Genomic DNA, 12,301 nt, shown 5'->3' with positions numbered 1-12,301 from the left:
GGCGTAATAGTGCTATAATGTTATCCATTCAGTCATACCGGACCCCGATCCGGTATCTCCTGCCAATATCAACGGATGGAGATCCCGCATCGAGTGCGGGATGACACCCTTTTTGGACAGCCTCGGAATTAAACCACTTTAGAATTAAACATTTGGGCCGGCAAGGCGACACTACATGATAATAACTATATTTATCAAAAAATTATGAGTTCTAAGGTGATGCCTCGCGGACTCTGCCCGGGGTAGTTAATCGGCTTTCTCCCACACTAATTTAGAACCGCTGATGATTGAAGTGAATTGGAGTATATTGCAGAAACAGATAATGAATACAATGGGGTATGAAACGACTGAAGAACAAAACAGCGATTGTTACCGGATCAACCAAGGGAATTGGTCGCGGAATTGCCGAATATTTTGCCGGAGAAGGTGCCTCGGTAATCGTGAGCGGCCGAGACGAGCAGAAGGGTGCCGAAACAGTAAAGAAAATCAAGGAGAAGGGTGGTGAGGCGTTTTTTGTGGCTGCGGACGTGTCAAGCCAACACGGCAATGAAAATTTATATAGCTCTGCAAAAGAACATTTTGGAATGCCCGACATCATTGTTGCCAATGCGGGTATGCTTGGCCTCGGATCGCTCACGGATATATCTGCAGAACATTGGCAAAAAACTTTTGATGTGAATATTCATTCGCTTTTTTACTTACTTCGGATTGCGTTACCTGAAATGAAACAGAACGGTGGAGGATCCGTGATCGTGACAGGCTCATTAGCTTCGCAAAAAGGATTTCCAAATCATGCCGCCTACTGTGCCACTAAGGGAGCCGTGGAGTCGTTGGTTCGGCAGATTGCAGTGGATGCAGCGCCGGCCGTTCGCATCAATATGATCGCCCCTGGTGCGATTGATACGGAGCTCTACCGCTCATCTGCTGTCGCATTCCCAAACCCCGACACCATTCTGGATGAAGTACCTGGAACCATCCCCATGGGTAAAACCGGTACTCCGCTCGATGTTGCCAAGGCGGCGCTTTTCCTGGCATCCGATGAGTCGGAATGGATTACAGGCACAGTTCTCACAGTTGATGGCGGAGCAAGTGCTGCGGGCTGATTAGATCGTGTCCGTGTTAAATATCGGGATAGAAAAATGTCAGATTTAATTATTACCGAAGACCCCGACAATTATCCGGTACCTGATGAAGGACTGCATTCTTCTGTTCTTGTTGACGCTGTTAACCTCGGGACTCTCGATTCGCCCTGGGGGTCAAAGAAAAAATTTCCCTGGTCTGGGAGCTTCAAACCATAGATGACTACGGCAAGCCAGTCATCGTAGGAAAACGGTTTACTCGCAACCTAAATAAAAAAAGTGCACTTCGAAAATTCCTGGGGAAATGACGAGGGAGCAAATACACCCCGGCTGAGCTTCAGCAGGGCGTAGATCTTGAGAATCTGTTTGGAGTGTCAGCCACGCTATTCATTGTGCTGAACGAGACAGAAGAGCGAACCTATGCGAATATCGAAAGCATTTTTCCGTTCAAAAATATACACGGCTATATCGATCACTTCGCTTTAAAGCCATCTGGAGAGTACACGCGCGTGATCCATCGGGAAAGCTATAAAGAGCCGGAGGAGTTTACTGAAGCCGTTTAATGGAAAGCAAAGGCTGAGAAGCCTAAGAGGAGGGTTAGCAGCCTTTCTCTTTGGAGGAGGAATAGATTGAGATTTGCTAACTATCTCACTGGCAGTGGGCAAGTGAGATAGAATGCCGACAAACATTATCCGGACTATAACCGTGTTCTAATTGCAGTATAAATAAATTTCGATTACAATCAGACACCATTCAGGGCTGAAAAGCCTGAAGAGAAATACATGTTAAGGCCCGGCAGGCTCGCAAGGGTTTGTCAAATGTGATGCGGGGCGATTGCTTCTCTTTAAATCCCACCAATTCTATCGGCTTTTAAGCTCGGTTTTTGGTTTGCTTCTATTAAACGTTTCCCAAGAACCTGGGGCGCCATGAGCTTTTTCAAAATGGTTTTCCAGTAACGGTGGCAGGCCTCGTTTTGGCTTGGCTGAGTCCCAGAGTTCCGCGTGCCGTAGAGTTTCGTAAAGGCGGGCACTCGTAAATTCCTAATAGCGGCTGGTTGCTACAAAAATCTGTTCCGTAAAGTACGGCCGCCAGCGTCGTTGAGTTGGCTATCCGTCGTTCGGAAATTGTGCTTTTGCGAAAAGGTGCCTTTTAGAAAATCCAGCCAAAAAAGTCGGGCCTGCTGTGGTATTGCGGAGATTTTCCCTCGTCGCCTTGGGCTTGGTTGGTTAATAAATCCGGAAAGTTGGTTCAAATAAATCAGCTGATCGGCGCTGTTATTGAATCGCTTGGCGAAATCCTTCCAACGCCTGCCGGAGTCATGGTGAGTGAGGTGCCTGATAAATGGTTTCGAATGGGTTTAGGCGGTCGGGTCGTAAGTCACTCAAATCCTTAACAAGGCGTTTCGTGCTGACTGGTTGCGGTTTTTTTCCTACATTCAGGTGTATCGCCCGGCAGCACAAACGCAGGATCGTTAAGGCCCGGCATGCTCGCAAAAATGTGGAAGTGTGGGGGCGGGTGATTTGCAGGGTTAACTGGAATTCCGGAGCTTAGTAGCTCAATTCAACAAAGGTGGCGATAGCTTTGGAGAGAGTAAATAAACAACCTAAGTAACTCTTGCTACGAAATACTACGTTACCCTATCGTTACCCTAAATTGCACTATCTGATAAAAACAAAAAAACCCAACCACCTGTAAGTGATTGGGCTCCAATGCGATCCGGACGAGATTCGAACTCGCGACCTCCTGCGTGACAGGCAGGCGTTCTAACCAGCTGAACTACCGGACCATTTATAATCAATAAGGTTTCATCTCTTTTTTGACAGACCTAAATATACTGCGCTATTTACTACGATGTCAAGAGAAGAATAAAATGAGTGCGAAAAAAATGAGGACCACAAAATCAATTGTGATCCTCTATCGGGATGGTGATGGGATAAAAACTTACAGCCTATAACAAATTATTTATTGAGCTTGTAATTTCTTCACTCATAGGCTCTGTTTTACTTCTAAATCGTTTGATCAGATTTCCGTTCCTGTCAATCAGGAATTTTTCGAAATTCCAGTTGATTTCTCCCGTGAAACTTTCGTTATCAGCCGTTGTGAGGTAATTAAAAAGTGGATGGATATTTTCTCCTTTGACCGATACTTTCGAGAACATTGGAAACTCGACTCCATAATTAACCTCACAAAACTGGAGAATTTCTTCGTCTGACCCTGGTTCCTGCCCACCAAAATTATTGGCGGGAAAACCTAAAACTGTTACTCCCTGGTCGGAATATTCCTCATAAAGTGCTTGAAGACCTTTATACTGAGGTGTATATCCACATTCGGAGGCGGTATTAACGATTAGCAAAACATCACCCGCATATCTTTCAAGGGTAATCTCTTCACCATCTATAGTCGTAACCTCTGCATCGTAAATACGATTGACGTCGATTGATCCCATTATTAATAATAAAAGTGGAATTGTTGTGAATATTTTTAAATTCATATCGTTGTGTTGTAAGTTCATTGTTTTAAGTTATAAATCAGTAACAGCATTCCCCATTTTGAAAAAAAATACAATTCTTTTCCTATTACTTCTGATGTTTATTCCCATAGCATCTCATGCCCAAATGTTTTCAGTTGGAGAATCAGAAGACCGCCAGCCAACCAGAATTCAATCTTACAGTACATTTGGCGCAGGGATTGAGTTTGCAGATTTTAATTTTACCGGATCTAATGTTCCCCTGGCCGACCAGGCAGCATTTGATGGCAGTATTTTCAGAATACGGTTCGAAAATCCCGGGCTCGACATTAGCGCAGGATTTGGCGGTAGCCTTACTGGAATTGATGACTACTCGTATGCAAATGTTAGTGCGCTGCTATATAATGATTTCCCCCTCATTCGCTCTCAACAATTCATTTTGGCTCTGCCGCTGCAGATTGGTACCGACCTGATGAGTGTACAGATTGATCGATCAAGCAACAATTTTCAGCAGAGCTCTTTTACCATCGGAACGGGTGCAAGTTTACGGTATCAAATAAACCCCAGGGTTGGCGTCTCTCTTCGCGCAACGCCTAATATCGGGTTTAGCTTTTCGCAGGGAAATCTATTTGGTGGCCGCCTGTTTAGGGGCACAACAGCGGCCCGGTTCTATTTTAACGAGGTATTCGGGTCTGCCGCCTTGGTAGTTGGGTATGATTTTGATTACAGAGATTACAATATTGAAGGAACACAAAACGACTACGAGTTCCTTTCGCATGCCATTACAGTTGGGTTAGCATTTTAACCTGAATTATTCACGAGAATATATTGAATAACCTTATAAACTGTTAATAGTATTAATGCATTTAAAACTTAGTAGCCATAATTTCTTGATGAATAATCCGGGTTTGCTGTATGAAAACTGAAAAACTGCTTCTTGAGCTTGAATCACTTTGTGAAAAACTTGGTTACACGATTCGAAAAGAACGCGGGAGCTTTCGCGGCGACCAGTGTGTCATTGAAGGAGAAATGCTGATCGTCATCAACAAAAACAAACCTCCGCAGTCGCAGGCAGCCATCCTGGCGCGGGTGTTAAGGGGTGACCGAGCTGATGAAGTATTTATCAAACCGGCTGTACGGAAAGAACTGGAAGATCTGTGGGCACGGATCGACCGCTTCAGCGAACCTATTGAAGACTTAGAGGGCTAAAACACCGAACAAAGAGTTAAAAAAACGCAGGTTCTACATATTCTCATCCTCACTTTAAGAGCTAAATAAAGTTAATAATCCAACTCAGGTTTAAAACATGAAATGTACCTTTCTAGGAACCGGAACATCTATGGGTGTACCGGTTGCCGGTGGCTTTGGAAGCGATAAAATAAACGGTGACCCCAGGAATCAGCGGTACAGGTGCTCTATTTGGGTGGAGACAGATAAAACATCCCTGATCGTAGACACCGGCCCGGAGTTTAGACTTCAAACCATTCGCTCGAATGTTAAGAGAGTTGATGCAGTCCTTATCACGCATGAACACATGGATCATATTGCGGGGCTCGACGATCTGAGGCCATTTAATTACGTACAAAAATCGGCGATTCCGCTCTACACCAGTCCGAGGGCAGCAACCTCTATAAAGCAGCGTTTCAGCTACATGTTCGGTGACAATAAATATCCCGGCTCAACAAGTGTAGATATTCACGAAGCTACCGAAACGTTTGCATTTCAGGATCTCACTGTTACACCTCTCGCATATAATCATGGTAAAATTAATGTTCAGGGTTATCGCATCGGCAACCTGTCGTACATGACCGACGTTAAATCTGTTCCGGATGAAACCAAGGAGAAGGTGAAAGGCAGTGACGTTTTGATTTTGAGCGGGCTCCGCTGGGCGCCTGAACATCCAACTCACCTCACCATTCCAGAGGCGGTAGAACTTGCTGAAGAGCTTGAGGTTAATCAAACATACCTCATTCACATGAACTCGTATGTGGATCACCAGGACAGCAATGAAAAATTGCCCGCTAATGTGAGGCTGGCTTATGATATGCTTGAGATAAGGCTTTAACCCTCACTCCGATCAGGAATCTTCCATACAAGCCCAAGTAAAAAGTAGACATTGGCAGGGTCTACAATATGAGCGAGAATGGGTGATCCCGGCTCGGTGGCCGGGACAACGTTATTTTCAAACTGAATTCCTTAGATTTACGTCAACTCTTTTTTCTCCGGGTCCGCTTTAAACTGCTCGACAACCGTCTTTACATCCTGGTCATGATCAAGGTTTAGCACCATAATCGCATCGTCCGTCTCTACAACTGCGAGATTTTCCACACCAATGAGAACCACCTGCTTGCCGCTGTCTGACTGAACCAGGTTTCCCCGGGATTTTAGTGCAACGGTATCTCCGGGGTCAAGCGCATTTTGCTGATCATCCTTTTTAGACAGATCATGAACCGAACGCCAGCTGCCTACATCATTCCAGCCAAATTCAGCCGGAATCACCTGAACATTGTCCGCTTTCTCCATAATGCCGTAGTCCACAGAAATTGAAGGGCACGACCTGTAGAATGATTCAATATCCTCATCACTCATTTCAGACTGAATCAGTGTTTGTGCAAGCGAATAAATTTCAGGCAGATGCACCTTAAAGGCATTTAGGATGGACGATGTTTTCCAGATAAACATCCCGCTGTTCCAGACATAATCTCCCGATTTCAAAAAGGATTCAGCAGTTTCCAGGTTCGGCTTTTCAGTAAAGTTTTTCACAGAATAGGCGGTATGATCACCGGCTTCTACTTTTATATCGTTATTGTATTGAATATATCCATACCCGGTTTCTGGTCTGTTTGGTTTGATGCCGATTGTAACCAGTGATCCCGTCTCATCTGCAATATCTGTTGCGTTTTGAAGTACATCCAGAAATCCCTCACGGTTTTCAATCCGGTGGTCAGCCGGAAGCACGATCATCGTAGAATCGGGATCGATTTTATGAAGAATTGCGGCCGCTGCTGCCACACACGGTGCCGTATTTCGGGCAACCGGTTCTCCAATAATCTGGTGCTCAGGAACAGATGGCAGCTGATCCTTAACAAATGAAATATAATCCTCGTTGGTTACAACGAGCACATTTTCGCTGTTAATATCAGGTGACAGGCGGTTCACCGTCTGCTGAATCATCGTCTCTTTACCGAACAATTTCAGGAATTGCTTGGGATGCTTGCTGGTGCTCTTCGGCCAGAATCGAGTTCCGGTTCCGCCCGCCATGATTACTGCATAGGTCATGTGAATCTTCTTTTATTTTTTATTCGAAAGTAATGTCAATCGCCATTTAATCTGTACCCATCAGATTAATATAATATCATTAGTTAAAAACGCCCCCTCCTTCATTCGAAAGGAGAAGATATAGAGGTGGTTCAAGTAATCGATATTGATTCCCATAGTATTATGATGGAAAAAAATCTAAATCCAACCACCCCTTACCCCTCCTCCGTAAGGAGGGGAAATTACCATTACCAATCTTCCAAGCAAATAATAACGATTGATATAGCACTAATCCATGCGAATGCTGTTGTCGCTTTTAAGATGCGCCTAAGTTACAAAAAGATCGTGTGCAGAAAAGCTTGAAAAGTCACCACGCCATCAATCCTGGAGAATATGGTTTACCTTGCTGAGCGTAAAGCTAAACTCCGTTCCCTCTTTACTGCTTTCGATGGAGAGCGTTTCGCCGTGCGCTTCTATGATATGCTTCACGATAGACAGCCCAAGCCCTGTACCGCCTTTCTCTCTCGAACGGGATTTATCAACCCTGAAAAACCGCTCGGTCACCCTTGGGATGTCTTTAGGATCTATTCCAATACCGGTGTCTCTTATATATAATAGTATCCGGTATGGATCTTCTGTACTGGGTTTTACCCCAATCTCAACAGACCCATTCTGAACATTATATTTGATGGCATTTTCAATCAGGTTGATCAGCACCTGTTTAATCTGGTTACGGTCGGCCTTTACCTGCAGGTTTTTATCAAAGTCATCAACCCGAATCGTAACATTCTCTTTTTGTGATTTGTACTGGAGATTTTCGACCACATCAAGCACGAGGTCTCGAAGGTAAATTTCCTGGAAATTGGACTTCAGCTCCCCGGTTTCAAGCTTGGAAATCTCCATCAGGTCTTTGGTGAGGTAGGTCAGGCGGTAGACATTTTTCATCGCCTTTTGCAAAAACAGTTCATTCACGTCGGGATCATCAAGTGCGCCGTTCAGCAGCGTTTCCAGAAATCCCTGGATGGCGAATATCGGTGTTTTTAGCTCATGGGAAATATCCCCGATAAACTCTTTCCGGTAGTTCTCGATCTTGTTCAGCCTCAGGATCTCTTTTTCAACCGTCTTACTGGCCAGGATCAGCCGTTTGGTGAGCAAATCAATCTCATCACGCCGTTTGATGGGTACATCATCGTAGTCCTCGAAGATTTTACGGGTGATATTCTTCGAGATTTGATGGAGCCTTCTAATCCGCTTACGGTTCGAAAAAAACAGGTAGAAGTACATCAACAGTCCCACTGACAGTGAGCCTGCTGCTGTAAACAAAATAATGTCCGGGGTATCGCTACCTGTCCCAAATCGCAGAATGACTAAAATGGCAAGTGCGGTGCCAACTGCGGCGGGTATTGCCGCACGAAATGCAAACGCAGAAATGTAGGAATTCTCAGTCGCGTCTTTGCTCATTCTTTAAATCTGTACCCAACCCCTTTTACGGTTTCAATGTAGTGATCGCCCAGCTTCTCCCTGATTTTCCGTACGTGCACATCCACGGTACGATCCACTACATAAATATTATCGCCCCAAACTTTGTTCAGCAGCGTCTGGCGATCCCTCACTTTTCCTTTTCTCCCGGCCAGGTAGTAGAGCAGCTCAAACTCCTTCCTTGGAAGCTGAAACTCTTCGTCACCTTTTGTGACAATGTACCGGTCTTTATCAATTTCCAGATCATGGACAACCAGTTTTTTCTCTTCTTCCTCAGTCTCATTATAGCGCCTGAGCACCGCCCTAATTCTTGAAATAAGTTTTGCTGTGCTGATGGGTTTCGTTACATAGTCGTCAGCCCCGGTATCGAGCCCTTCAACCTCTGTTTTCTCGTCGCTTCTTGCGGTCAGAAATATGATGGGGATATGCTGCAGATTCGGATCAGAGCGCATTTTATCACACACTTCCAGGCCATCCATTTTTGGCATCATTATATCCAAAAGAACTAAATCCGGGTTATGCTCCCGGGCCACCTCAAGTGCTTCGAGGCCGTTTTCTGCTTTTAGAACCTTGTATCCCTCTTTTTTGAGATTATATTCAATCAGGTCTAAAAGGTCCTGCTCATCATCTACAACTAATATGGTGTGTGCTGACAAAATGGTTGGATTCGTTTCCGGTCTGATGCATACAGTGGTTCACTGCGTCAGTTAATAATAATAAATGGGTATTAACAAACTATTACCTTTTCATTTCTCCGAGGGCTCGTTTCACTATCTCAGAAATACCAGAGTCAGGGCTGTCTGATATGATTTTAGACACCACCTGGTTTGCGTCCTGCTTTTTAAAACCAAGTGCCTGAAGCGCTGATACCGACTCTTCCCGCCGATCCCTGGTTTGACCGTCGGCAGAAACAACCGATGGCTCCGATTCATCAAACAGTTTATCCTTGAGCTCGAGTACCATCCTCTGTGCAGTTTTTTTCCCGATTCCGGAAATTCCTGAGAGTGCGCCCGTATCCTGTGTCACAATGGCCTGGATCAATTCATGGGCCGGCATTCCGCTCAAAATTGTAAGACCAAGTTTTGGCCCGATCCCTTTCACTGTAATCAGCCGTTCAAACAGGTTTTTCTCTTTCTGTTCCGAAAATCCAAACAGCCGCTGATCGCTGTCCGTAAAATGGTGGTAAATTAATAGCTGAAGCTTCGATCCTGCATCAGGCAATTTGTCCAGTGTTTGCGTAGATACCTCTACACTGTATCCCACACCTGACACATCAATAATGAGCTGATTTGTTGATTTTTTTGCTACTACACCGTTTAAATATGCAATCATAAACTAAATTCAGTATCTATTTTACGCGATCAGGATTATCCTGTATAAATGCGGCCCAGCTCGACTTCCTGTTATTTTGGTGTGATGGCTTCTTTCCGCCCGATGCCTGGATAGGGCCAGATTTAGTATGATGGCACCAAGCCACGGCAAGTGCATCTGTCGCATCGTTCGTGAGCTTTTCATCCGGCAGGGTGATCATCCGTTCCAGCATAAACGCCACCTGCTTTTTACTGGCATTTCCATTGCCGGTAATCGCTTTCTTCACCGCTTTGGGATAATACTCTTCCACATGAAGTCCCTGGTTGGTGATAGCAAGAATAGCAGCTGCCTGCGCGCGGCCCAGTTTCAGCATGGCAAGCGGGTCAACCCCATATACCGGGGTTTCCACGGCGCATTGCGTAGGTTTATGCTTTTTGACCAGCTTAGTAACCTCATCAAAAATATACTGCAGACGGTCGTTATGATTCTCCATTTTTTCCATCCGGAGAACATCACAAAGCTCAGCTGAGTACGATCCGTTGTGTTCAACAAGAATAGCCACGCCTGTTGTACGCGACCCGGGATCGATACCAAGAATTTTTTTTGCCATTATGTTTACTGCTTAGATTTTAACGACGGGGTAATTTATGATATTGACCAGGTAATTGAACTCAAAGTATCCCCCTTTAAAGGGGCAAAGAAGATCTCCCCTTGAGGGGAGAACAATCTGTTCGTTCAGAACAGGTTGCGAGGGGTGTTATGTTTAGGACTCATGGTCGCAAAATAGATGATTTAGTCATAGCAAAGTTCAGTGAGTCATCCCCCATTGCCCCCTTCGAAGGGGAACACTCTTATTTACTATTCCGAATTTGATATTACCATCTCATAACAGCAATTCACCCCGACACCCTAAAGTGACAGAAAATGTCTCACTGCCCTCCACCAATGACTAATCACCAAATAAGCCAATAACCAAACCCCTATTCCTCATCTGCATACAATTTCACAAGGCCATCAATCATTTCTTCGGAAATTCCGGATGTTACAAATCCGCCATCGTGGTATAGATTCTGCATCGTTACTTTTTTGGTCAGATCAGAGAAGAGCGTTACGCAGTAATCGGCGCACTCATCGGCGGAAGGATTGCCCAGCGGCGCAATTTTTTCTGCAAATGTATACATGCTGTCAAATCCTTTAATGCCGCTTCCGGCTGATGTTTTCGTTGGTGCCTGTGATACCGTGTTTACTCGGATGCCACGTGAGGCCAGCCGACTACCGTAATTACGGGCAATACTTTCGAGCAGGGCTTTTGCATCGTTCATATCGGAATACTTGGAAAAAATTCGCTGTGCACCGATATATGATAGAGCCAAAACGCTTCCCCCGTCATTTAAAATTTCTTCCTTCTCAGCAAAGTGAAGCACTTTATGGAGCGAAATTGCTGAGATATCCAGCGTCTGGTTGTACCAATTATAATTAAGATCTTTATACTCTTTCTTTTTGCGGATATTTGGCGACATCCCAATCGCGTGAAGGATAAAATCGACACTACCCAGCTCATCTTTCACCTGCTTCATCAGCTTTTCAACATCTTCTTCATCAGATACGTCACACGGAATAATAGGTGCATCCGTTTCTTCTCCGAGTGCATCCAATGTTCCGAGCCGCAGGGCAATTGGCGCGTTTGAGAGTACAAAATCAGCCCCCTCTCTTTTACAGGCCAGTGCAATACGCCATGCGATACTGCGCTCATCAAGTGCTCCAAAAATAATTCCTTTTTTACCTTTCAGTAAACCATATCCTTTTGATTCAGACATATCTGTGTGTTGTATTAAAATTTAGTGGCTATCAATTCTGCAAGAAAATAACACCTTCGCCCGTCAGTTCGAAATATATCGTTTCTTTCCTGAAAACAGACCTGTATTCCGGTGCTTTTCCGGTTTCTGACAGCATCTGGGCAAGGGTGATATTTGTCGAACAGTTGAATTGTTTGATTGCAACCACCAAACATGGCATGTCTATTTAATCCAGAATCAAAGAAACTATCCGACGAGACCGATCAGATCCAAAAATCTGTGCAGCTCTAGACAGACATGCAATGTTTCACGTGTCCTGTTTGAGTGAAAAGCTATCCTTTTCCAAATGAGGAACAGACTCTGCCAGCAGCTCTCTGCGTTCGCGGTCTTGCAGGTCCGTAGTGTTATCGATTTTCTCAATTCGACAATTCAACAGTTCAACGCGCGAAGCGCACTCGACAGTTTTTCTTTTCATTTCACAACGCTGTCAGATCCGGTAGGTGCTGACAGGTTGAGGCAACAGACCTGTCAGCATTCCGGTGCTTTTCCGGTTTCTGACAGCGTCGGAGTAAGGGTGATATTTGTCGAACTGTTGAACTGTTGAATTGATCGGGTGCCTCGGCAAACATGGCATGTCTATTTAATTCATGTTCAATGAAGGCATTTGACAACTCTGATTTGATCCGAAATTCTGTGCAGCGAAAAACAGACATGCAATGTTTCACGAACCCTGTTTGAGTGATAATCTATCCTTTTCCAAATGAGGAACAGACTTTGCCAACAGCTCTTTGCGTTCGCGGTCTTGCAGGTCCGTAGAGTTATCGATTTTCTCAATTCGACAATTCAACAGTTCAACGCGCAAAGCGCACTTGACAGTTTACCTTTTCATTTCACGACGCTGTCAGATCCGG

At 44.8% G+C, this 12,301-nt stretch carries 13 protein-coding genes and 1 tRNA gene; 6 read left to right on the top strand and 8 right to left on the bottom strand.

From position 1 onward, the window contains the following. The first annotated feature begins 338 nt into the window (after window positions 1-338). The 3 genes from AABW11_RS06245 (at window position 339) to AABW11_RS06235 (ending at window position 2,472) form a co-directional block, all read left to right on the top strand. Window positions 339-1,103: an SDR family NAD(P)-dependent oxidoreductase gene (locus AABW11_RS06245; protein WP_340103933.1), complete on the top strand. Its 765-nt coding sequence runs from the start codon at window positions 339-341 to the stop codon at window positions 1,101-1,103. A 347-nt stretch (window positions 1,104-1,450) separates the two neighbouring features. After that, entirely contained in the window at window positions 1,451-1,642 is a 192-nt protein-coding gene (locus tag AABW11_RS06240) for a hypothetical protein (protein WP_340103932.1), read from the top strand. A gap of 680 nt (window positions 1,643-2,322) precedes the next feature. Further along, on the top strand, window positions 2,323-2,472 hold the full coding sequence (locus tag AABW11_RS06235) for a hypothetical protein (RefSeq protein ID WP_340103931.1): 150 nt from the start codon (window positions 2,323-2,325) through the stop codon (window positions 2,470-2,472). A gap of 319 nt (window positions 2,473-2,791) precedes the next feature. Here AABW11_RS06235 and AABW11_RS06230 read toward each other — a convergent pair. Beyond that, window positions 2,792-2,865, bottom strand: a tRNA-Asp gene (locus AABW11_RS06230). Window positions 2,866-3,027: 162 nt separating this feature from the next. Further along, window positions 3,028-3,525, bottom strand: coding sequence for a glutathione peroxidase (locus tag AABW11_RS06225; protein WP_340104165.1), 498 nt, complete (start codon window positions 3,523-3,525; stop codon window positions 3,028-3,030). Window positions 3,526-3,628: 103 nt separating this feature from the next. Here AABW11_RS06225 and AABW11_RS06220 point away from each other — a divergent pair, with 103 nt between their 5' ends. From AABW11_RS06220 to AABW11_RS06210, 3 genes are all read left to right on the top strand, one after another. Further along, entirely contained in the window at window positions 3,629-4,351 is a 723-nt protein-coding gene (locus AABW11_RS06220; RefSeq protein ID WP_340103930.1) for a hypothetical protein, read from the top strand. 110 nt (window positions 4,352-4,461) lie between these two features. Further along, window positions 4,462-4,755, top strand: coding sequence for a hypothetical protein (locus tag AABW11_RS06215; RefSeq protein WP_340103929.1), 294 nt, complete (start codon window positions 4,462-4,464; stop codon window positions 4,753-4,755). A gap of 97 nt (window positions 4,756-4,852) precedes the next feature. Next, a complete protein-coding gene (locus tag AABW11_RS06210; protein WP_340103928.1) occupies window positions 4,853-5,611 on the top strand; it encodes an MBL fold metallo-hydrolase in 759 nt (252 codons plus the stop codon). Between the two features lie 137 nt (window positions 5,612-5,748). On the opposite strand, the gene AABW11_RS06205 is transcribed toward AABW11_RS06210, so the two are convergent. The 6 genes from AABW11_RS06205 to AABW11_RS06180 form a co-directional block, all read right to left on the bottom strand. Then, window positions 5,749-6,825 carry a mannose-1-phosphate guanylyltransferase gene (locus AABW11_RS06205; RefSeq protein WP_340103927.1) on the bottom strand — a complete coding sequence of 359 codons (1,077 nt, stop codon included), beginning with the start codon at window positions 6,823-6,825 and terminating at the stop codon, window positions 5,749-5,751. A 357-nt stretch (window positions 6,826-7,182) separates the two neighbouring features. Continuing rightward, window positions 7,183-8,265 (bottom strand): sensor histidine kinase, encoded by a 1,083-nt coding sequence (locus AABW11_RS06200; RefSeq protein ID WP_340103926.1) that lies wholly within the window; start codon window positions 8,263-8,265, stop codon window positions 7,183-7,185. After that, complete coding sequence (locus AABW11_RS06195; protein WP_340103925.1) at window positions 8,262-8,939, bottom strand: response regulator transcription factor; 678 nt, start codon at window positions 8,937-8,939, stop codon at window positions 8,262-8,264. Before AABW11_RS06195 ends, AABW11_RS06200 begins: the two co-directional genes overlap by 4 nt. A gap of 82 nt (window positions 8,940-9,021) precedes the next feature. Beyond that, window positions 9,022-9,615 (bottom strand): Holliday junction branch migration protein RuvA, encoded by a 594-nt coding sequence (ruvA, locus tag AABW11_RS06190; RefSeq protein ID WP_340103924.1) that lies wholly within the window; start codon window positions 9,613-9,615, stop codon window positions 9,022-9,024. A gap of 16 nt (window positions 9,616-9,631) precedes the next feature. Then, the gene (gene ruvC / locus AABW11_RS06185; RefSeq protein ID WP_340103923.1) at window positions 9,632-10,204 is read right to left on the bottom strand and encodes a crossover junction endodeoxyribonuclease RuvC; all 573 of its coding nucleotides are present in this window, start codon (window positions 10,202-10,204) and stop codon (window positions 9,632-9,634) included. 370 nt (window positions 10,205-10,574) lie between these two features. Then, window positions 10,575-11,411 (bottom strand): enoyl-ACP reductase FabI, encoded by an 837-nt coding sequence (locus AABW11_RS06180; RefSeq protein ID WP_340103922.1) that lies wholly within the window; start codon window positions 11,409-11,411, stop codon window positions 10,575-10,577. Window positions 11,412-12,301: the final 890 nt, after the last annotated feature.

Origin of the sequence: Rhodohalobacter sp. 8-1 (genome assembly GCF_038150125.1) — a bacterium.
Lineage (GTDB): Bacteria > Bacteroidota > Rhodothermia > Balneolales > Balneolaceae > SW132.
The sequence above is the reverse complement of the archived record's forward strand: the minus strand, read 5'-3'. Positions and strand labels throughout refer to the sequence as shown.